Origin of the sequence: Salinarimonas ramus, from assembly GCF_014645695.1 — a bacterium.
In the GTDB taxonomy this organism is placed as follows: domain Bacteria; phylum Pseudomonadota; class Alphaproteobacteria; order Rhizobiales; family Beijerinckiaceae; genus Salinarimonas; species Salinarimonas ramus.
In genome coordinates, this window is sequence record NZ_BMMF01000008.1 from 240,634 (window position 1) to 261,858 (window position 21,225).

19 protein-coding genes are annotated in these 21,225 nt (G+C 72.2%); 12 read left to right on the top strand and 7 right to left on the bottom strand.

All coding sequences use genetic code 11. The features are described 5' to 3' along the window. The first annotated feature begins 2 nt into the window (after positions 1–2). The 3 genes from IEX89_RS14910 (at position 3) to lhpI (ending at position 1,786) form a co-directional block, all read left to right on the top strand. Positions 3–362, top strand: a complete 360-nt coding sequence (locus IEX89_RS14910) for an integration host factor subunit beta (protein ID WP_188914013.1) — start codon at positions 3–5, stop codon at positions 360–362. A gap of 90 nt (positions 363–452) precedes the next feature. Beyond that, positions 453–797 carry a LapA family protein gene (locus IEX89_RS14915; protein WP_188914014.1) on the top strand — a complete coding sequence of 115 codons (345 nt, stop codon included), beginning with the start codon at positions 453–455 and terminating at the stop codon, positions 795–797. Continuing rightward, the gene (lhpI, locus tag IEX89_RS14920; protein ID WP_188914015.1) at positions 794–1,786 is read left to right on the top strand and encodes a bifunctional Delta(1)-pyrroline-2-carboxylate/Delta(1)-piperideine-2-carboxylate reductase; all 993 of its coding nucleotides are present in this window, start codon (positions 794–796) and stop codon (positions 1,784–1,786) included. Before IEX89_RS14915 ends, lhpI begins: the two co-directional genes overlap by 4 nt. A 3-nt stretch (positions 1,787–1,789) precedes the next feature. On the opposite strand, the gene IEX89_RS14925 is transcribed toward lhpI, so the two are convergent. Next, complete coding sequence (locus tag IEX89_RS14925) at positions 1,790–2,776, bottom strand: LysR family transcriptional regulator (RefSeq protein WP_188914016.1); 987 nt, start codon at positions 2,774–2,776, stop codon at positions 1,790–1,792. A gap of 155 nt (positions 2,777–2,931) precedes the next feature. Between IEX89_RS14925 and IEX89_RS14930 the strand changes: the two genes are divergently transcribed. After that, positions 2,932–3,477, top strand: a complete 546-nt coding sequence (locus IEX89_RS14930) for a metal-independent carbonic anhydrase family protein (RefSeq protein WP_188914017.1) — start codon at positions 2,932–2,934, stop codon at positions 3,475–3,477. Positions 3,478–3,506: 29 nt separating this feature from the next. Here IEX89_RS14930 and IEX89_RS14935 read toward each other — a convergent pair whose 3' ends face one another. After that, positions 3,507–4,799 (bottom strand): flavin monoamine oxidase family protein, encoded by a 1,293-nt coding sequence (locus IEX89_RS14935; protein WP_188914018.1) that lies wholly within the window; start codon positions 4,797–4,799, stop codon positions 3,507–3,509. Positions 4,800–5,275: 476 nt separating this feature from the next. Here IEX89_RS14935 and proV point away from each other — a divergent pair, with 476 nt between their 5' ends. The 3 genes from proV to proX all read left to right on the top strand — a co-directional run bounded on the left by proV (position 5,276) and on the right by proX (position 8,668). Then, entirely contained in the window at positions 5,276–6,520 is a 1,245-nt protein-coding gene (proV, locus tag IEX89_RS14940; protein WP_188914019.1) for a glycine betaine/L-proline ABC transporter ATP-binding protein ProV, read from the top strand. Positions 6,521–6,524: 4 nt separating this feature from the next. Beyond that, positions 6,525–7,493, top strand: coding sequence for a glycine betaine/L-proline ABC transporter permease ProW (gene proW, locus IEX89_RS14945; protein WP_188914020.1), 969 nt, complete (start codon positions 6,525–6,527; stop codon positions 7,491–7,493). Positions 7,494–7,651: 158 nt separating this feature from the next. Next, entirely contained in the window at positions 7,652–8,668 is a 1,017-nt protein-coding gene (gene proX / locus IEX89_RS14950) for a glycine betaine/L-proline ABC transporter substrate-binding protein ProX (RefSeq protein ID WP_188914021.1), read from the top strand. A gap of 89 nt (positions 8,669–8,757) precedes the next feature. Here proX and IEX89_RS14955 read toward each other — a convergent pair whose 3' ends face one another. From IEX89_RS14955 to IEX89_RS14975, 5 genes are all read right to left on the bottom strand, one after another. After that, positions 8,758–9,699 (bottom strand): prephenate/arogenate dehydrogenase family protein, encoded by a 942-nt coding sequence (locus IEX89_RS14955; protein ID WP_188914022.1) that lies wholly within the window; start codon positions 9,697–9,699, stop codon positions 8,758–8,760. Continuing rightward, the gene (gene hisC, locus IEX89_RS14960) at positions 9,692–10,888 is read right to left on the bottom strand and encodes a histidinol-phosphate transaminase (protein WP_188914023.1); all 1,197 of its coding nucleotides are present in this window, start codon (positions 10,886–10,888) and stop codon (positions 9,692–9,694) included. The genes IEX89_RS14955 and hisC overlap by 8 nt, the downstream gene beginning before the upstream one ends. A 90-nt stretch (positions 10,889–10,978) precedes the next feature. After that, a complete protein-coding gene (locus tag IEX89_RS14965) occupies positions 10,979–11,830 on the bottom strand; it encodes a chorismate mutase (RefSeq protein ID WP_188914024.1) in 852 nt (283 codons plus the stop codon). A gap of 70 nt (positions 11,831–11,900) precedes the next feature. Further along, positions 11,901–13,316, bottom strand: a complete 1,416-nt coding sequence (locus IEX89_RS14970) for an MATE family efflux transporter (protein WP_188914025.1) — start codon at positions 13,314–13,316, stop codon at positions 11,901–11,903. A 95-nt stretch (positions 13,317–13,411) separates the two neighbouring features. Next, on the bottom strand, positions 13,412–14,017 hold the full coding sequence (locus IEX89_RS14975; RefSeq protein WP_188914026.1) for a cupin domain-containing protein: 606 nt from the start codon (positions 14,015–14,017) through the stop codon (positions 13,412–13,414). Between the two features lie 150 nt (positions 14,018–14,167). On the opposite strand from IEX89_RS14975, the gene IEX89_RS14980 reads away from it, so the two are divergent. Genes IEX89_RS14980 through IEX89_RS15000 form a run of 5 tightly spaced genes read left to right on the top strand, consistent with a single transcriptional unit; the run spans position 14,168 to position 21,217 of the window. Beyond that, positions 14,168–15,184, top strand: coding sequence for a TAXI family TRAP transporter solute-binding subunit (locus IEX89_RS14980; protein WP_188914027.1), 1,017 nt, complete (start codon positions 14,168–14,170; stop codon positions 15,182–15,184). Positions 15,185–15,220: 36 nt separating this feature from the next. Then, positions 15,221–17,230 (top strand): TRAP transporter permease, encoded by a 2,010-nt coding sequence (locus tag IEX89_RS14985; protein ID WP_188914028.1) that lies wholly within the window; start codon positions 15,221–15,223, stop codon positions 17,228–17,230. Next, positions 17,227–18,933 (top strand): gamma-glutamyltransferase family protein, encoded by a 1,707-nt coding sequence (locus IEX89_RS14990; protein WP_188914029.1) that lies wholly within the window; start codon positions 17,227–17,229, stop codon positions 18,931–18,933. The genes IEX89_RS14985 and IEX89_RS14990 overlap by 4 nt, the downstream gene beginning before the upstream one ends. Before the next feature lie 32 nt (positions 18,934–18,965). Beyond that, entirely contained in the window at positions 18,966–20,258 is a 1,293-nt protein-coding gene (locus tag IEX89_RS14995; RefSeq protein ID WP_188914030.1) for an NAD(P)/FAD-dependent oxidoreductase, read from the top strand. Next, a complete protein-coding gene (locus tag IEX89_RS15000) occupies positions 20,255–21,217 on the top strand; it encodes a 2-hydroxyacid dehydrogenase (protein WP_188914031.1) in 963 nt (320 codons plus the stop codon). Before IEX89_RS14995 ends, IEX89_RS15000 begins: the two co-directional genes overlap by 4 nt. Positions 21,218–21,225 lie beyond the last annotated feature (8 nt).

The following is a 21,225-nucleotide window of genomic DNA, read 5'->3' on the forward strand; positions in this document are numbered from 1 at the left end:
ACATGATCAAGTCCGAGCTGGTCCTGCGGATCGCTGAGCAGAATCCGCACCTCTATCAGCGCGACGTCGAGAACATCGTCGGCGCGATCCTCGACACGATCACGGACGCGCTCGCGCGGGGAGATCGGGTGGAGCTGCGCGGCTTCGGCGCCTTCTCGGTGAAGCGTCGCGAGGCGCGAATCGGACGCAACCCGCGCACCGGGGAGAGCGTTGCCGTGGCCGAGAAGGCCATTCCCGTCTTCAAGACCGGCAAGGAGATGCGCATGCGGCTCAACCGCGGCGAGGACGATCTCGGTGCCGACGAGGACGGCGACGACGAGGGCGAGGCGAGCGGCATGGCGCCCTTCGCCGCCGCCCGCTAAGCTCGTGCCGCGGGCCGGCCGGCTCGCCCGAACCCGGGTCTCGGCGCGCCCGCGCGCCGGGGCTCGTGCGCAATCTCCGGAGGTCGTCCCATGAGGCGCATCGTCTCGCTCCTGATTCTCGTTCCCTTCGCGCTGCTCGTGGCGCTCTTCGCCATGGCCAACCGCGCGCCGACGACGATCTCCTTCGATCCGTTCACGCCCGAGAACCCGGTCTGGTCGCTCACCGGGCCTCTATGGATCGTGCTCTTCGTCCTCTTCGCCGCCGGCGTCGTCATCGGCGGCTGCGCGGCCTGGCTCGTCCAGGGCAAGCACCGCAAGGCCGAGCGCGCCTACAAGCGCGAGGCCTCGAGCCTCAAGCGCGAGGTCGACCGCGCCAAGGATCGCGAGGCGCAGACCGGCCTGCCCGCCCTCGCCGGCCCCACGTCGGCACGATGAGCGGGGCGTCCCCGCTCGCCGTCCTGTCCGCCGAGGACGTCGACCGCGCTCTGACGTTCACCAGCCTCGTCGATGCGCTCCACGACGCCTTCGCCGGCGATCTCGTCGCGCCGGTGCGCCATCATCACGGCATCCCCCGCCCCGACGGCGACGCGACGCTCCTCCTGATGCCCGCCTGGAGCGGCGGCGGCGACGCGGCGGCCAGCGCCGACGGCGCGGCGCTCGGCGTGAAGATCGTCGCGGTCTTCCCCGGCAACGGGGCGCGCGGCCTCGCCTCGGTCCAGGGCGTCTACTATCTCGCCGACGGCGCCACCGGCGTGCCGCGGGCCGTCATCGACGGGGCGCGGTTGACGCTATGGCGCACGGCCTGCGCCTCGGCGCTCGCGGCCCGCCGGCTCGCGCGCGAGGACGCGCGGCGCATGGTGATGGTGGGCGCCGGCGCGCTCGCGCCCTTTCTCGTGCGCGCGCACGCGAGCCAGCGCCCCATCGATCACGTCACGATCTGGAACCGCGATCCCGCCAAGGCGGAGGCGCTGGCCGCGCGCCTCGCCGCGGAGGGCGTGGCCGATCGCTCCGTGGAGGTCGTCGCGACGGCGGACCTCGAGAGCGCGGTCCGCGAGGCGGATCTCGTCTCCTGCGCCACGCTCTCGCGCGAGCCCATCGTGCGGGGCGAATGGCTGAAAGCCGGCGCGCATCTCGATCTCGTGGGCGCCTTCAACCTCTCCATGCGCGAGGCCGACGACGCGGCGCTCGCCCGCGCCGCGGTCTACGTCGACACGCCGGCCGCGCTCGACGAGGGTGGGGACGTCGCCGTGGCGATCCGCGCCGGCGCCTTCGCGCGCGAGGCGGTGCGCGGCGACCTATTCGGGCTGTGCCGCGGCACGTCCGCCGGCCGCGGGAGCGCGCGGGAGATCACGCTCTTCAAGTCGGTGGGTGCCGCGATCGAGGACCTCGCGGCGGCGATGGCGGTGATGCGCGCCCGCGGCTGAGGCTCACGCGTCCTGCGTCGGGCTGGTCTCCTCCTCGGGCAAGCCGTCGTCGATCCAGGCCGGCAGCGGGAAGAGCCCGCGCCGCGAGCGGCGGATGCGCGCCTTTACCTGCCGCAGGCCGTGCGCGATCTCGTGGAAGGCCTCCTGCATCGGCGAGGTCGCCCGCCATTGCAGCACCACGCGGTGGCTGGCGATGGGATCGTCCACGAGGCGCACGACGAAATCGGGGTCGCGCACCGCCTCCGCCAGCGCGTAGAGGCTCGGCAGCACGGCGACGCCCGCCCCCATCACCGCCATCTGCCGCACGGCGTCGAGGGTGCGGCTCTGGTACTCCAGGCTGACATGCGCGCCGGCCGCCTGCGCCATGCGCTCCACCACGCGGGTGAGGTGGAAGCCCTCGCCGAGCGTGAGCAGCGGGTAGCCGGCGAGATCGTCGAGCGTGACCGGCGTGCGCGCCGCCGAGAGCGGGTCCTCCGCGCTCGCGCACACCCACAGGCTCTCCGTGAAGAGCGGGACCTCGCGCACGTCCGCCCGCGCCGACGGCGTCGTGATCAGGAGGTCGAGGCGCGCGTCGAGGAGCGCCGCGAGAAGCTCCTCCGTGCTGCCCTCCTGCACGAAGAGCCGCAGCTCCGGATGCGCGGCGTGCAGGTCGCGCGTGGCCAGCGGCATGAAATAGGCGCCGATGGAGGGCAGGACGCCGAGCCGCAGGCGCTTGGGGAAATGCGTCTGCGGCCCCCGCCCGATGTGGCGGATCTGCTCGACGGCCGAGAGCACCTCGCGGGCGCGCCGCACGATCTCCTCGCCGAGCGGGGTGGGCCGGACACCCCGCCCCACCCGCTCGAGGACCGTGATCCCGAGCTCGGCCTCCATGGTGGAGATCTGCGCCGAGAGGCTCGCCTGCGAGACGTGGCAACGCCGCGCCGCCTTGGCGACGCCGCCCGTCTCGGCGATGGCGACGAGGTATTGCAGCTGGCGCAGGGTGGGACGCACGGGAGCCTCTCTCGCGCAAAATCGGGACAACTCCCAATACATAGGGCGAGACTGAAGATGGGTTAGGATCTTTCGATTTGTCCCCGATCGCACCGGCGCCATCTCCCCGTTCGCGGACGAGATCGATCCGCGACTACGACAACGGGAGAGACCAGATGAAGACCCTTCTGCTTGCCGCCGCCTCCGCCCTCGCGCTCTCGGGCGCCGCGCAGGCCATGGACGCGTCGGCCCCGATCACGGCCGAGGACGTCGCCGCCGCGCAGACCGCCTGGGGCGAGGGCATCGTCGCCATCGGCCGCACCTTCACCGAGGGCGGCGACTACCGCGAGGCGGCGCGCGCCCATATCGAGCAGTTCTACGCCTACGAGGATGCCGACGCGGTGCTGTTCAAGCCGACGCTCGCCGCGGCCGACCAGTTCCGCGGCGACGCGAACGAGGCGCTGTCCTACTTCGTCGGCGGCGACATCGCCGAGGACGGCGGCTTCGCCATCGCGCCCTACACCGCCGTGCGGTGGGAGAACGAGGGGACCGTGATCGGCGAGGAGCTCGCCGTGGCCATGGGCAACTACTTCTTCACGACCACCGCCGGCGAGGAGGTGAAGGTCGAGTACAGCTTCGCCTACACGCGCGACGACGCGGGCGACCTGAAGATCGTCCTGCATCATTCCTCGCTGCCCTACGCGCCCGACGACGCGTCCTGATCGAAGGCCACCCGCTCGCGGGCATGCGCTCAGCCGATGCGCGCGCCCGCCGCGATCCCCCCAACGAGCGTCGCCGCGTCCCGAGCGGCGCGCTCTCCTTCTGCGTAGGCGCCGCCGATCGTGCCCCAGAGGGTCGAGGAGGTCGCCTCGCCGGCGATGAGCACCCGTCCGCCGACGGGCTCGCGCAGGACGGCGCGGGCGCCGTGAGCGCCGGGCGGCGCAACCATCCAGGCGCAGGCCGAGAGCGGATCCTCGCCCCAGCGGCTCGCATGCAGCACGCGAAGTCCCGCCACCGCCTCTCGCCCGAAGCGCGCAGCCAGGCTCTCGCGCACGAAATCGGCCCGCGCCGCCGGCGATCCGAGCCGGCCCACGAGCGGTCCGCCGAGATCGGCGTAGTGCAGCACGCCCCCGTCGAAATTGGCGAGGAGGCCGAGATTGTCGGCCGGGTCGCCGTCGAAGGCGATCGTCGTGTTCGCCGCCTCGCGCAGCGGCCCGCCGGGCCAGGCGAGGATCACGTGCTCGTAGGACGCCGGGCGCAGCGCGTGGAGCGCGTCGCGGGTGCCGGCGGGTAGCGGCGGGTCGAAGACGATGTCGCCGCGCGCGAGCACCGGCACCGGCACGGTGACGACGAGCGCGCGGGCGTGCACGTCGCCCCGGTTCGTCTCGATGCGCACCTCCCGCCCCGACCAGTCCACCCGCGTGGCGCGGGTCGCGAGCGCCACCGGCAGGCCGTCGGCGAGGCGGGCCACGAGGGCGCCGTAGCCGCCGGCGACGAAGAGATCGAGATCGTCCCGCGCCGCCGCGAAATCCGCCGCTCCCACGCTGTCGAGCGTGGCGCCGCAGGCGAAGGGGCCGTGCGCGAAGGCGAGCGTGCCGGCGAACGCCGCCGCCTCGGGCGAGAGGCGTTCGAGCGCAGCGGAGGCGGGGGCGAGGTCGTCCTTCGCGCCGATCTCCTGGATCGCCTCAGCGAGCTGCGACCAGCCGGCGTGGAAGGCGCGGGTCTCGGCGGCGTCGGCCTCGCGCGCGCCGACGACGAGGCGCGGCTCCTGCGGCGCGTCGAAGAGCGGCAGGCCGAGCCGGCGCGCTTCCTCGACGAGGCCGTTCTCCTGCGCCGCGTGCAGCCAATGCGCGCCGATGTCGACGGCCTGGCCGGCCAGGCGCGCCGTGAGCGCGCGCCCGCCAACGCGTTCGCGCGCCTCGATCAGGACGACGGAGAGGCCCGTCGCGAGGAGCCGCCGCGCGGCGGCGATGCCGGCGGCGCCGGCGCCGAGGATGGCGACGTCCGCCGCACGCGGCGGCGGAGCGACACGCGCGCGCCGCACCGGAGCGGGCTCCGGCGCCGCGGGCGCGACGGGTTTTCGAGATGGCATGCGAAGGGTCGTCCGAAGGGTCGTCCGAGCCCCGCCCGAGCCGGATCGGCGAGAGCCTTGCGCCCGCGCCCGCCGGCTCGCAAGCGGGCGCGGGCGCGACGCTTCGGCGCACGGGACTTCCCCGAGGTGACACCTGCGGATGTGCTCCCGGGAGCTGCCCCTGGGGCAGCGCCCGGGCTCGGGCACGACGCGCGGCACGGGCGCCGGCCCATTCCTCGGGCTGTCGGATCGTAAAGGGCAAGCTCAACGGTTGCCATCACGAGCCAAGTCAATTAAGTTCCTCTCACATCGCGGGTCCCTCGATAGCACTCCGATAGCTCGGGGTCGTATTTCTCGTGCACTAGTCGTATCGTATCGAGGGGATCTGCTACGTCCACTCTGGTCGATCGTCGGATCGGCGCAACGCCTAGACGCGCTTTGGGAGACGCATGACCGACAAGATCACCGTCGAGCACCTCTACAAGATCTTCGGGCCCGACCCGGAGGAGGCCCTCGCCCTGATACGCGAGGGTCTCGACAAGGACGAGATCTTCGCGCGTACCGGAAATACGGTCGGCGTGCGGGATGCTTCGTTCACCGTAAAGGAAGGCGAGATCTTCGTGATCATGGGCCTGTCGGGCTCCGGCAAGTCCACCATGGTCCGCATGTTCAACCGCCTCATCGAGCCCTCGTCCGGCTCGATCACGGTGGACGGGCGGGACATCACCAAGCTCGACGAGGCGGGCCTGCGGGACTTGCGGCGCACCACCATATCGATGGTGTTCCAGTCCTTCGCGCTCCTGCCCCACATCAAGGTGATCGACAACGTCGCCTTCGGGCTCGAGCTCGCCGGCATGGGCCGAGAGGAGCGTCGCGAGCGCGCCCTCGCCGCGCTCGAGCAGGTGGGCCTCGCCGCCAATGCCGAGAGCTACCCGGACGAGCTCTCCGGCGGCATGCAGCAGCGCGTCGGCCTCGCCCGGGCGCTCGCCGCCGATCCGCCGATCCTCCTGATGGACGAGGCCTTCTCCGCCCTCGACCCGCTCATCCGCTCCGAGATGCAGGACGAGCTGATCCGCCTGCAGGAGGAGAAGAAGCGCACCATCATCTTCATCAGCCACGATCTCGACGAGGCCATGCGCATCGGCGACCGCATCGCCATCATGCAGGGCGGCGTGGTCGTGCAGGTGGGCTCGCCCGACGAGATCCTGAAGAACCCGGCGAACGAGTACGTCCGCTCCTTCTTCCGCGGGGTGGACATCTCCAAGGTGCTCACCGCCGCCGACATCGCCACCAAGACGCAGGTGACGATCATCGACAAGCCCGAGCAGGGCCCGCGCGCGGCGCTGCGGCTGCTCGGCGACTTCGACCGGGAATACGGCTTCGTGATCGGCCGGGGCCGGCGCTTCGCCGGCGTCGTCTCGCTGGCCTCGCTCGAGCAGGCGCGCCGCGACGACGCCCCGCTCGACGCGGCGCTGATGCCGGAGACGGCCACGGTACTGCCGACGGCCCCGCTGCACGAGCTGATGGGCGTCGTCGCGACCTCGCCCCATCCCGTGCCCGTGGTCGACGAGCAGGGACGCTATCGCGGCGTGGTCTCGCGGACGTCGCTGCTCCAGGCTCTCGACAACCTCCCCGCCGAGAGCGCCCCCGTCGAAGCGGACGCGGTCGCGCCGGTCGCCGCCGCGGGAGAGTGAGATCATGCAGACCCTGTCCTTCAATCCGCTCTATCCCTTCGAGACCCTCGAGATCCCCTTCGACGACTGGGTCGAGGTCGTCTTCGACTGGGTGGCCAACGCCCGCCCGGTCTTCCAGGCGATCCGCCAGCCCATCGACTGGGTGCTGGAAGGCATCACCGACCTGCTTCTGTTCCTGCCGCCGGGGCTGATGATCGTGCTGCTCGCGCTCGTCGCCTGGCAGGTCGTGGGCGGGCGCCTCGCGCTGGGCACGGCCCTGTCGCTGTTCTTCGTGGGGCTGATCGGCGCCTACGAGCAGTCGATGGTGACCCTCGCGCTCGTGCTCACGGCGGTGTTCTTCTGCACGGCGATCGGCGTGCCGCTCGGCATCCTGGCCGCGCGCTCGGACCGGTTCGAGACGGGCCTGCGCCCGGTGCTCGACACGATGCAGACGACGCCGGCCTTCGTCTACCTGGTGCCGATCGTGGTGCTGTTCGGCATCGGCAACGTGCCGGGCGTGATCGTCACCATCATCTTCGCCGTGGCGCCGCTCATCCGCCTGACCAATCTCGGCATCCGCCAGGTCCCCAAGGACGTGATCGAGGCCGCCAACGCCTTCGGCGCCTCTGGCCGCCAGCTGCTCTTCAAGGTGCAGCTGCCGCTCGCGACGAAGACGATCATGGCCGGCGTCAACCAGTCGCTGATGCTCGCGCTGTCGATGGTGGTCATCGCCTCGATGATCTCCGTGGGCGGGCTCGGCCAGATGGTGCTGCGCGGCATCGGCCGCCTGGACATGGGCCTCGCCGTGATCGGCGGCGTCGGCATCGTCGTGCTCGCCATCGTGCTCGACCGCATGACTCAGGCGCTCGCCTCCTCGGAGCGCGAGCGCGGCGGGCGGCGCTTCGTCGAGCGCGGGCCGATCGGGCTCGTGCGCGGCCTGACCGCAGGGCGCAGCGCCAGCGCGGCCGCGGCGGCGACGCAACGCGGCGGCTGAGCGGCGAAACGAAAATCGCACGCAAGCGACGGCCCGCTTCTCGCGCGGCCGTCGCGCGTCGATGCGGCGCGCGCGTCCCCGCGATCGGGGATGCGCGACCGCCGACCAAGGCAGAGCCCGACGGGCTCGAACCGACCAACCAGCGAGAGGAGAGACCCATGCGAACCACGACGACCGCCAGCGCGATCGCGCTGATCGCGGCGCTCGGGCTGACCGCCCCTGCGTCGGCTCAGGACGCCCCCGCCATGCCGGGCGAGGGCAAGACCGTGCAGCCGATGACCTCGGGCATCGCCGAGGAGATCTTCCAGCACGTCGTGCTCTTCGAGGGCCTGCGCCAGCTCGGCTACACGGTCGAGGACCCGCTCGAGGGCGAGTACGCCGTCATGCACGTCGCGCTCGGCCAGGGCGACGCCGACTTCACCGGCGTGCACTGGAACCTGCTGCACCAGGAGTTCTTCGAGAATTCCGGCGGCGAGGAGGCGATGGTCAAGCTCGGCACGTTCATCGACGACGTGCTCCAGGGCTACCTCATCGACAAGGCGACGGCGGACGAGCACGGCATCACCAGCCTCGCCCAGCTTCAGGACCCGGAGATCGCCGCGCTCTTCGACGCCAACGGCGACGGCATGGCCGATCTGACCGGCTGCAACCCCGGCTGGGGCTGCGAGCTGGTGATCGAGCATCAGATCCCCGAATACGAGCTCGACGAGACCGTCCAGCACAATCAGGGCAGCTACTTCGCCCTGATGGCGGACACGATCGCGCGCTTCGAGCGCGGTGAGCCGGTGCTCTACTACACCTGGACGCCGCTGTGGGTGTCGGGCACGCTCGTCCCGGGCGAGGACGTCGAGTGGCTCGAGGTGCCCTACACCTCGCTGCCCAACAACCCCGACGCCACCACCGAGGACACCTCGGCCGAGGGCAAGAACCTCGGCTTCGCCGTCGACGAGATCCGCGTCCTCGCCAACCGCGAGTGGGCCGAGGAGAACCCGGCCGCGGCGCGCTTCCTCGAGCTCGCCGAGATCCCGATCAACGACGTCTCCGCCCAGAACCTTCTGATGCAGGAGGGCGAGGATTCGATGGAGGACATCGAGCGTCACGCCCAGGAGTGGATCCAGGAGAACATCGAGCAGTTCAACGGCTGGCTCGACGAGGCCCGCGCCGTCGAGGGCTGATCGCCTCCACGCGACGACGAAAAAGAGGAGGGCGGCGTCCGACGGGCGCCGCCCTCTCTCGTTGCCTCCTGAGCGGAGCGCCGCGCGGCTCACTCCCGCGGGCGGCCGAAATCCGGTGCCGGGGCGTCCTGCCCCTCCGAGACGATGCCGCGGCGGATGGCGCGGGTGCGCGTGAAGAGCGCGTGCAGCGTCTCGCCGTCGTCCCAGCGGATGGCGCGGGCGAGGGCCGAGAGGTCCTCGTTGAAGCGCTGGAGCATCTCGAGCACCGCTTCCTTGTTGTTGAGGAAGACGTCGCGCCACATGGTCGGATCGGAAGCGGCGATGCGGGTGAAGTCGCGAAAGCCGCCGGCGGAGAACTTGATCACCTCCGAGCGCGTCACCTCCTCGAGATCCGCCGCCGTGCCCACGATGTTGTAGGCGATGAGGTGGGGAACGTGGCTCGTGATGGCGAGCACGAGGTCGTGGTGGGGCGCCGACATGATCTCGACGGCCGAGCCCATCCCCTCCCAGAAGGCGCGCATCCGCTCCACGGCGTCCGCCTCCACCCCGTAGGCGGGGGTGAGGATCGCCCAGCGCCCGGCGAAGAGCGTGGAGAAGCCGGCATCCGGGCCGGAATCCTCGGTTCCCGCCACGGGATGGGCCGGCACGAACTGCACGCCCTCGGGCAGATGCGGCTCCACCGCGGCCATCACCGCTCCCTTCACGGATCCGACGTCGGAGACGATCGCGCCCGGCTCGAGCACCGACCTCATCGCCTTCGCGACGGGTCCGCAGGCGCCCACCGGCACGCACAGGATCACGCAATCGGCCCCGCGCGCCGCATCCGCGACGTCGGCGTAGACCCTGTCCGCGAGCCCGATCTCCTCGGCGCGGGCGCGCACCTCTGCATTGGAATCGGCGGCGACGATCTCCGTGGCGAGGTTCTGCCGGCGTGCGGCGCGGGCGATCGACGAGCCGATCAGCCCGAGCCCGACGAGCGCCAGCCGGCGGAAGATCGGCGCCTCCCGCGGCGGGCCGAGCCGCTCAGGCATCACGCGTCTCCGGAGCGCGCGCGTCGCCGCCCGCGAGGAAGTCCCGCAGCGCCGCGACGACGAGCTCGTTCGCCTCCGCCGTGCCGATGGACATGCGCAGCGCGTTCGGCAGCCCATAGCTCTCGATGCGCCGCACGACGAGGCCCCGCGCGGTGAGGAAGGCGTCCGCCTCCCTGGCCGTGCGGCCGGGCGTCGTCGGGAAGTGGATCATCAGGAAGTTGCCGACGCTCGGCGTCACGCCGAGGCCGAGCGCCTCGAACGCCGTCGTGAGCCGCTCCGCCCATTCTTCGTTGTGCGCCACCGACGCGGAGACGAAGGCCTCGTCCTCGATGGCGGCGACGCCGGCGGCGAGCGCCGCGGCGTTGACGTTGAAGGGCGGGCGGATGCGCTCGATGGTGTCGACCACGTGCGCGGGCGCCACCATCCAGCCCAGCCGCAGAGCCGCGAGGCCGTAGACCTTCGAGAAGGTGCGCGTCATCACCACGTTCTCGGCGGTGAGCGCGAGCTCGAGACCCGACGCGTAGTCGTTGCGTCGCACGTATTCCGCGTAGGCCGCATCGAGGACGAGCAGCACCCGCGGCGGCAGCGCCGCCTGCAGCCGGCGGATCTCGTCGAAGGGCAGGTAGGTGCCCGTGGGGTTGTTGGGGTTCGCGAGGAAGACGATGCGCGTGCGTTCGGTGACGCGCGCGAGGATGGCGTCGACGTCCGTCGTGTAGTCGCGCTCGGGCGCGACGACGGGCGTGCCGCCGGCGGTGAGGATGGCGATGCGGTAGACGAGGAAGCCGTGCTCGCTGAACAGGCCCTCGTCGCCCGGCCCGATATAGGCCTGCGCCAGCATCTCGAGGAGCTCGTCCGAGCCGTTGCCCACCACGATGCGCTTCGCGTCGAGGCCGTACTTGCGGGCGATCGCCGCGCGCAGCGCGCTCGCCGAGCCGTCGGGATAGACCGCGAGCCTGTCCATGGCGGCCTTCGCGGCGGCGATCGCCGCGGGCGAGGCGCCGAAGGGGTTCTCGTTGGAGGAGAGCTTGTGGGGCGTGACGCCGGGCGGCACCACGCTCTTGCCGGGCACGTAGGTCTCGATGGCGAGCACGCCGGGGCGCGGCTCGGGGCGGGCGAGCGGGCGCGGCGCTTCGAGCGAGGCGCCGATCGGGCCGAGCGCGGTGGTCTCCAGGACGGTGTTCGACGACATGACGGCCTCGTGGCCCTATGGCGGAATGGACGATGCCCGGCGCCGGCCGGGCGCGCCCGTCCTAGCGCATCGCCGGCTCGATTTCACGTGCTAAGATATCGCGCCGTCCGCGAAGCGCATGCGCGCGGCGTGGCTCCCCACCTCGACGATCTCCGAGACCGGCGCGCGGCTCGCGTCGAGCGCGGCGACGAGGTCGCGCGGCTCGACGGCGCCGGGCACGGCGACGAGGGCGGAGAGCTCGCCCGCGAGCCCCGTCGTGCAGACGATCTCGCCGCCGAGCGTCGAGACCGCCTCAGCCGCGGCGTCGCGCCAGCGCTCGACGCGCACGGCGAAGAGCACCTCCTCGCGCACGGCGGCGTCGGCCAGCGGCTTCGAGACGACGTAGACCGGCGTGCCGGCGGGATGGCCGGGGCGCTCGATGAAGGGCAGGCGCGCGATGATCTTGGGCGCGCTCGCCCCGGCGAGATCCCGCCACCAGGGGCCGGCGGAGGCGCCCTGGTCGATGCGGAAGATTCCGAGATCGCCACGCGCCGCCGCCACCGCCGCGATCACGTCCCGCGCGCTCTCGTGGGGGACGTAGGGCACGGTGAAGCCGAAATGGAAGCGCGCCGAATCGCGCATGGGCGCATCGCCCCCCGACACGTCCGCATGGACGGCGTAGGGCGCCTGCACCCAGGTGAAGGTGCCGATGATCACCCGCCAGATCGATTCCACCGTGTCGAGGGGCAGGATGCCGCGATGGCGCTCGGCGATGGCGCGCATCACGGCGCTCTCCCGGCCCGGCCGGAAGGCCGAGCCGGATTCGCTCGTCTTCTTGACCGCGATCAGCCGCTCGATGATCTCGCCGCGCTCGAGCAGCAGGGCGTGCATCTCGGCATCGAGCCGATCGATCTCCCCGCGCAGGGCGGCGAGATCGACGGGTGCGGCTTTCGGATCGGGCATCGGGGTCTCCTGGCGCGGCGAAGTATGCGAGCCGTGCTCGTGTCGGCGCAAGCGCGCGGCTTCCCTATCGTCATCTGCGCCCCACCGGCAACAGCCCCAGCCGCTCCCGACCGACCCAGCGCCACACCAGCAGCACCGCCGTGAGCGCGAGGCCGCCGGCGAGGCCGATCCAGATGCCGACGCCTTCGAGGCCGGCCCAGAAGGCGAGGCCGGCGGCCAGCGGCAGGCCGAAGAGCCAGTAGCCCGTCAGCGCCATGAACATCGGGATGCGCGTGTCGTGCAGCCCGCGCAGCATGCCCGCCGTCACCGCCTGCGCCCCGTCGACCACCTGGAACAGGCCGGCGAGGGCGAGGTAGGAGACCGCGAGGGCGACGACGGTCGCGTTCGCCGGGTCCGACACGTCGAGGAAGGCGGAGACGAGGAGGCGCGGCGCGAAGATCATCACGAGTGCCATGCACGCCATGAAGCCGACGCCCATGGCGAACGCTATCCAGCCGGCGCGCGTCACCGCCTCGCGGTCGCCCGCGCCGTAGGCGAGGCCGACGCGCACCGTCGCCGCCATGGAGATGCCGAGCGGCACCATGAAGGAGAGCGACGCGATCTGGATGGCGATCTGGTGGGCGGCGAGCGCCTCCGTGGAGATCAGCCCCATGAGGAAGACCGCCGCGGAGAAGATCGTCACCTCGAAGAGCACGATGGCGGCGACCGGCAGCCCGAGCCGCCAGAGCTGGAAGAAACGCGGCCAGTCCGAGCGCCAGAAGCGCCCGAAGACGCGGTAGCGGCGCGCGCGCCGATCGGCGAGGACGAGGAGCGCCAGCGCCCCGAACAGGAAGACGTTGGTGAGCGTCGTCGCCCAGCCCGCGCCGACGAGGCCGAGCGCGGGCGCGCCCCAATTGCCGAAGATCAGCGCCCAGTTCAGCGCGGCATTGACGCCGATCGCCAGGATACCCACCGCGAGCGCCAGGAGCGGACGCTCCAGGGCGGCGACGAAGTTGCGCAGGGTGAGGTAGAAATAGGCCGGCAGCAGGCACCACATCACGGCCCGGCAATAGTCCGCCGCCATGTCGGAGAGGACGGGATCCTGGCCGAGCCACTCGAGGACCGTGCGCGCGTTCCACAGCATCGCCCAGGCCGGCACGACGAGGACCACACCCGCCCAGAAGCCCTGGCGCACGGTGCGGCGCACCTCGCGCACCGCGTGGCGCTTGCGCCCGCGCTCGGCGGCGATCATCGCCGAGATGGCGCTGAAGAGGCCGACCCCCGCGATGAAGCACACGAAGAGGAGGTTCGAGCCGAGCGCGCCCGCGGCCAGCGCCTCCGGCGAGAGCCAGGAGAGCATCAGCACGTCCGTCGCCTGCAGGGAGGTCTGCGCGACGTTGGTGAGAATCAGGGGCCAGGACAGGGCCAGCGTCGCGATCGCCTCGCGTCGCCACGCGGCCTGCCCCGACGGCGGCGCCGCGGTCAGCGCATCGGTGGCGGGGGGCATGGGCTCGTCTTTCGAATGGACGGGCCTTGTACGCCCCCGCGCGGGCGCTGGCTACGATGATTTTCGCGAGCAGCGGCCGGCGCGCGCGCCGGCGCTCAGTAGAACGGGCGGCTCACCACCCAGAGGATCACGGCGTCGACGTCGCCGTAATTCTCGAAGCCATGGGGCAGCGTGCTCTCGAAGCAGAACGTGTCGCCAGGCCCGATGCGATAGCTGCGCATGCCGACGCGCAGGGTCAGCTCGCCGGCGAGCACATGGCCGACCTCCTCGCCGTCGTGGGAATAGGGGTCGATCCCCGAGCCGCCGCCGGGCTCCACCGTCACGATCATCGCCTGGATGTTGGCGCCGTTGCGGCGCGTGAGCAGCTCCTTGCGCATGCCCTTGCCGGGGATCGCGAGGCTGCCGCGCTCGTACGGATGAACGACGACGTCGTCGCCTCCCCCGTCGAGCCCCTCGAACAGGCGCACCATGGGAAGGTCGATCGCCGCGCAGACCTCGCGCAGGATCTTCAAGGACGGCGAGGCGATGCCGCGCTCGAGCTGGCTCAACGTCCCGATCGCCACGCCGGAGCGCGCGGCGACGTCGCGCAGCGTGAGGCCGCGCGCGACCCGGTGCGCGCGGATCGATTCGCCCAGCCGCGTATCGGCATCGGTGGCGTCCGGTGCCGCGGGGTTCGGGGCAGAGTGTGAGACCGTGTTCATATTTTTGAACAGTCCTCGTCTTGTGCCAGGCTCGGTACCGTGGAATCCTGTGTTTGGCAACGGCATGCGCGCGTTACCGTCCGTCGATCGCATCGAAGGACGGGGGCGCGTTTCAGCATAGTGAACAAACCAGCCAGAGGGAAAACCAGCATGCGCGATCTCGAGCTCTCCCCCGAAGGCGGCATCACGCGACGCACGCTCCTCACCGGCGCGGGCGCGCTGGGCCTCCTCGCCCTCACGCCGGCGCGCCTGCGCGCGCAGGTCGGCGGCGGCCAGTATCTCTTCGGGTCCGCGACCCTCGGATCCACCGGCTACGTCATCATCGAAGGGCTCAGCACGATTATCAACCGTCATTCGGGCCTTCGCAGCTCGTCCCAGTCGACGTCCGGCGGCGCGGAGAACGTGGCGCTGATCGGCCAGGGCCTGCTCGATTTCGGCCAGAGCACGTCGGTCGACCTCGTCGCGGCCCGCGAGGGCGCGGCGCCCTACGGCACGCCCATCGATGTGCAGCAGATGTTCTGCTACACGACCTTCGCCCTGCCCCCGATCGTCCACGCCGACAGCGAGATCCGCACCTTCGAGGACCTGCGCGGCAAGCGCATCTCCCCCGGCGCCGCCGGCGGCACCACGGCCCAGTCCTGGCGGCTGATGTTCGAGGAGAGCGGCTTCGGCGACGAGGTGCGCTGGACCTTCGGCTCCTGGCGCGAGATCTACGACGGCTTCATGGCGGGCAACATCGACTGCATCCCCGCCATCCTCACGGCGCTTCGCCCCTCCCCCATCGTGGTGGAGCTGACGACGAACTACCCGGTGCGCCCCGTCTCCTTCCCCGATGCGCTGATCTCCCGCGCCCAGGAGGAGAATCCCGGCATCATGCGCTTCGAGGTGACGCCGGAGACCTGGCCGCACCTCTCCGAGCCCGCGGTGGCGAGCGGCTCGTCGGGCATCCTCGCGGCGAACCCCAACGTCTCCCACGAGGCCGCCTACGAGATGACGAAGGCCGTCTTCGAGAACGTGGCGGACCTCCACGCCATCTCGAACGTGCTCACCAGCGTCAGGCTCGAGGACGCCACCCGCTATCTCGTCCCCGGCGTGCCGGTGAATGCGGGCGCAGCCCAGTACTTCAAGGAACAGAACGTCTGGCGCGACGACCTGGTCGAAGGCTGAGCGCGAGAGATCCCGGATCGGGACGGAGGAGCGGACATGTCGGGCTTCCTGGCGCGGGCGGTGGGCCGCATCGAGCCGCGCTTTTCGGCGACGCCGCGCACGGCCGCGCTGCTCTGCGCGGTGGCGCTCTTCATGGCGCTCCTCCACGTCTGGCAGACGTGGGCCTTCGTCCTGCCGTCCGGGCAGTTCAAGAACATCCACCTCTGCCTCGCCCTCGTCGTGGGCTATCTCGCCCTCGCCAACGGGGACGCCGGCAAGGGGCGCACTCTGTCGAGCGGCATCGCGCTCGTGCTCGCGGCCGCGTGCTTCGTGCCGCTCCTCTACATCCACCTCGAATACGACGCGCTGGTCACCACGCGCCCGTTCTTCCCGAACGGCGCGGATCTCGCGGTCGCCTCGCTCCTCCTCGTCCTCGCCCTCGTCGCGGTCTGGCGCGAATGGGGGGCCTCGATCCCGATCATCGCCGCGCTCGCGATGCTCTACGCCTATTGGGGCAACCTGGTGCCGGGCTTCGCCAACCACGCCGGCATCGGGCTCCAGCGGCTGGTCGCGACGACGTCGATCCCGTACTTCCGCGGCCTGCTCGGCGGGCTCACCGAGGTCTCGGCTTCCACGATCTTCCTGTTCATGCTGCTGGCCGGCCTGCTCAAGGCCACGGGCGGGCTCGACTACATCATGCGCGCCGCCTTCGGCCTCGTCGGCGGGCTGCGGGCCGGGCCGGCCCAGGCGGCGATCGTGTCCTCCGGCTTCTTCGGCAGCATCTCGGGCTCGATCATGGCGAACGTCGCCTCCACCGGCGCCTTCACCATCCCCCTGATGAAGCGCTCGGGCTTCAGCCCGCATTTCGCCGGCGCGGTGGAGGCCACGGCGTCGGCGGGCGGGCAGGTGACGCCGCCCAAGCTCGGGCTGACCGCCTTCCTCATCGTCGGCATCACCGGCATCTCGTATGCCGAGGTGATGGTCGCCACCGTCTTCCCCGCGATCCTGTTCTACGCCTTCCTCATGTGGGGCGTGCATCTGCGGGCGATCCGCGAGGGCATCGACGCCCGCGCCATGCGCGAGAGCGCGCGCGCCGACATCCCGATGATGGACATGTCGCTGCCGCGCGCGACGCTGCTCCACGCGCACCTGATCTTCAGCGTCGGCGTGCTCGTGGCGCTGCTGGTCGGCGGCATGCCGGCGGGCATGGCGGCGCTCTACGCCAACATCGCCATCGTGGGCTCCGAGCTCGTCAAGCGCGTCGCGGTGGGCGCGGCCGGCCTGAACGGCCCGCGCAGCCCCGTTCGCGGGCTGACGGACGGGCTCGTCGTCGTCGCCCGCGGCCTGATCTACGGCGCACGCTCGGGCGCGTCGGTGGCGATCATCATCGCGGTGATCTCGATCATGGTCGAGTTCGTGGTGGTCACGGGCTTCGCCCAGAAGCTCTCCTACGCCATGCTCGAGATGTCGGGTGGGCGGCTGTGGCTGCTCCTGCCGCTCTCGGCGCTGGCCTGCCTCGCCTTCGGCATCGGCCTGCCGACCTCGGCCGCCTACATCCTCGTCGCGCTGCTGGGCGCGCCGGCGATGGTGCAGCTCGGCGTGCCGCTGCTCGCGGCCCACCTCTTCGTCTTCTACTACGCCAACATGTCGGCGATCACGCCGCCCGTGGCGGTGGGCGCCCTCGTCGCCTCGAACATCGCGGGCGCGGGCTTCTGGAAGACCGCCTTCACGGCCTTGAGACTCGCCATACCGGGCTTCCTCCTGCCCTTCCTCTTCGTCGTCCAGCCGGGCATCATCGGCATCGACGTGGGCATCGCCGAGCAGCTCCTCCTCGTCGCCGTCGCCTTCGTGGCGCTGGTGGCGCTCAACAGCGCCATCGAGGGGCACCTGCTGGCGCCGCTCTCGATGATCGAGCGGGTGCTGCTGCTCCCCGCGGCCTTCGGTCTCCTCGATCCGGGCCGCATGACGGACGTGGCGGGGCTCGCCCTCTTCGCGGCGATCCTCGCGCGCCAGATCCTGATCGCGCGCCGCGATCGCCGGCTGCCCACCCCGGAGCATTCCGCATGATCCCGCCCACCAGACCCGAGATCGCCGGCACCCGCCACGTCGTCGCCGCCGGCCACTTCCTCGCGGCGGCGGCCGCCCACGACGTCCTCGTCGCCGGCGGCAACGCCGTCGACGCGGGCTGCGCGGCGGGGATCGCGCTCGGCGTTCTCCAACCCGATCTCGTCAACGTGGCGGGCGTCGCGCCGATCATGATCCGCATGGCGGGCATGGAGACGCCGATCACGATCGACGGCCTCGGCACCTGGTCGCGATCGCTGCCGCCGCGCCACTTCATGGAGCGCCACGGCGGCACGATCCCGCCGGGCGTCGAGCGCATCGTCGTGCCCGCCGCGCCCGCGGCCTGGATCGAGGCGCTCGCGCGCTACGGCACGATGTCCTTCCGCGAGGTCGCCGGCGCCGCCGCGCGCTTCGCCCGCGAGGGCTTCGCCGTGCACCCGCTCCTCGCGGAGACGATCGCGGAATACGAGGAGGGCTATCGCGCCTGGCCCGCCAACGCGGCCATCTACCTGCCCCGCGGCCGGCCGCCGAGGGTGGGCGAGCGCTTCGTCCAGAGCGATCTCGCCGACACGTTCGAGCGGCTGTTCCGCGCGGAGGAAGGCTCGAGCGGCGACCGCGCCGCCGGGCTCGCGGCGGTGCGCGCCGCGTTCTACGAGGGCGAGATCGCCCGCGAGATCGTCGACTACGTCGCCCGCGAGGGCGGCTTCCTGTCGCGCGAGGACATGGCCTCCTATCGCTGCCGGATCGAGCCGGCGCTCGCCATGCGCACGCTGGGCGGCACGCTCCACGTCTGCGGCGCCTGGTGCCAAGGCCCCGTCCTGCCGATGACGCTCGCGCAGATCGAGGTGCTCGGCCTCGACGGGCTCGCGCACAACGACGCGGACTACATCCATCTCCTGGTCGAGGCGATGAAGGGCGCCTTCGCCGATCGCGAGCACCATTTCGGCGACCCGGCCTTCGTCGACGTGCCCCTCGACGCGCTCGTCTCCCCGGAGCACGCCCGCGCGCGGGCGGCCGAGATCGACCGGCGGCGCGCACGCCAGGAGATGCCGGGGCCGCTCCTGCCGCTCGGCTCGACCGGCGAGCGCACCGTGCCCGCCGGCGGCCCCGATCCGCGCCCGGAGCCGGACACGTCCTACGTCGCGGTGGTGGATCGCGACGGCAACGCCTTCTCGGCGACGCCGAGCGACGGCTCGTGGAACGTGCCCGTCGTGCCGGGCACCGGCCTCGTGCCGTCCTCGCGCGGCAGCCAGTCCCGCCCCGATCCCGCTCACCCGTCCGGTGCCGCCGCGGGCCGCCGGCCGCGCCTGACGCCGAACCCGGCGCTGTTCGTGCGCGGCGACGACGTCATGCCCTTCGGCACGCCGGGCGGCGACGTGCAGAGCCAGGCGATGCTCCAGCTCCTGCTCAACCGCTACCATTTCGGCATGGCGCTGCAGGAGGCGATCGACGCCCCGCGCTTCGCCACCTACGACTTCCCGGGATCGTTCGCGCCCTTCACCCACCATCACGGCCTCGTCAAGCTCGAGCCCGGCATCCCCGAGCGGGTGGGCGAGGCGCTCGCCGCGCGCGGCCACACGGTGAGCTACTGGCGCGAGCGCGACTGGCGCGCCGGCGGCCTGTGCGCCGTCGAGACCGACCGCGACGAGGGCCTGATCCGCGGTGGCGCCGATCCCCGCCGCCCCGCCTACGCCATCGGCCTGTGAGCGCCCCGCGCGCCGAGAGAGGACGCCCCTTCATGGAACGCCATCCCGATTCGCTCTGGGCCGCGACCGCCGAGCCGGACCCCGGCCACCGACCGCTCGACGCCGAGACCAGTGCCGAGGTCTGCGTCGTCGGCGGTGGCTTCACCGGCCTCTCGACGGCGCTCGCCCTCGCGGAGCGGGGGATCGACGTCGTGGTGCTCGAGGCGAACGCCCCGGGCTGGGGCGCCTCGGGCCGCAACGGCGGGCAGGTGATCCCCGGGCTGAAGCAGGATCCCGACGCGCTGCTCTCCGCCTTCGGCGACGAGGCCGGCGCGCGGCTCGCCTCCTTCGCCGGCTCCACGCCGCGGATCCTGTTCGACATCGTGCGCCGCCATGCCATCGCCTGCGACGCCTTCGAGGGCGGGTGGCTGCAGCCGGCCCACGCCGAGGCCGGGCTCGACACGATCCGCGCCCGCGCGGCGCAATGGCGACCCTACGGCGCCGACATCGTCGAGCTCGACCGCGCCGAGACGGCCCGGCTCGTCGGCTCGGAGCATTACGTCGGCGCCCTGCTCGACCGGCGCGGCGGCTCGATCCAGCCGCTCTCCTTCGCTCGCGGCCTCGCCCGCGCGGCGGCGGGCCTCGGCGCACGCATCCACGCGGACAGCCCCGCGACGGGGCTCGCGCGCCGCGACGGGACGTGGCGCGTGACGACGCCGCGCGGCAGCGTCGCGGCGCGCCGGGTCGTCCTCGCCACGAACGGCTATTCCGGGCCGCTGCACCCGACGCTGATGCGCAGCGTCGTGCCGGTCTTCAGCTTCCAGGTCGCGACCGAGCCGCTCTCCGACAACGTCGCGGCGACGATCCTGCCCGAAGGCCATCCCGCCTCCGACACGCGCCGGCTGCTGTGGTACTTCCGCAAGGACCGCCACAACCGCCTGCTCATGGGCGGGCGCGGCTTCCGCAAGGACGCGCTCGACGCCGGCGACACCGGCGTGCTGCAGGCGGCGCTCCGACGGCTCTATCCGCAGCTCGGCGAGATCCGCTTCTCGTACCATTGGGGCGGGCGCGTCGCGATGACGGCGGATCATCTCCCGCATCTCCACGAGATCGAGGAGGGGCTGTTCGCCGGGCTCGGCTTCAACGGGCGCGGGGTCGCCATGGGGACGGCCATGGGCACCGTCCTCGCCCGCCTCGCCGCCGGCGAGCCGGCCGACGCGATGCCGCTTCCGGTGACGCCGCTGCGACCGATCCGGTTGCACGGGCTGCATTCCCCCGTCGTGCACGCGCTCACCGCCTATTATCGCTGGCAGGACGCCCGCGAACGCCGGGCGATGGCCTCGTGAGCCGCCGGCCCGTCCTCGTCCTGCCGGACACGAGCGAAGACACGCTCGCCCTGCTCGACGCGAGCGGCGCCATGGCCCGGCTCGAAGCCCGCGGCGAGGTGCGCGTCCACCTCGGGCGCGCGCCCGACGCCGCCACCTTCGCGGCGCGCGTGGCGGACGCCGACGGCGTGATGCTCGCCTGGGACTTCCCGAGCGAGGCCTTCGCCGCGGCGCCGCGGCTCAGGCGCATCGCCTTCTGCGGCAGCGGTGCGTCGAGCTACGTCGACCTGGCGCTGGCGGCCGCCCACGGTGTCGACGTGACGACGGCGCCGGGCTACGGCGATCGCGCCATCGCCGAGCACGCGCTCGGCCTCGCGCTCGCGACGCTGCGCGCGATCCCCGCGGCCGACGCCACGCTCCGTGCGGGCGGCTGGGAGGTGGCGCATCAGGGCCGCGAGCTCTCCGGCGCGACGGTCGGGCTCGTCGGCTGGGGCGGGATCGCCAAGGCCTTCGCGCGCCTGCTCGAGGGCTTCGAGGCGACGATCCTCGTCCACACCCGTTCGCGCGCCCCCGGCGAGCGCGAGGGCGCCGTCACCTTCGTCTCCCTCGACGAGCTCGTCGCGCGCGCGGACGTGGTCTCCCTCCACCTCGCCTCGACGCCGGAGACGGCGGGCATCCTCGACGCGCGGCTGATCGCGGCCATGCGCCCGGAGGCGATCCTCGTGAACACGGCGCGCGGCGCCCTCGTCGACGAGGCGGCGCTCGTCGCCGCGCTGGAGGCGGGGCGGATCGCCGGCGCGGGCCTCGACGTCTTCGCGCACGAGCCGCTCGCCGCCGCCTCGCCGCTGCGGCGCCTGCCCAACGTCGTCCTCACCCCGCACGTGGCCTACCGCACACGCCAGGCCCGCACGCGGCTCTACGATCGCGTGGTGGAGAGCCTCGTCTCGTTCGACGGCTATCTTTCCGACGAGGCCGGCTAGCGCGACCC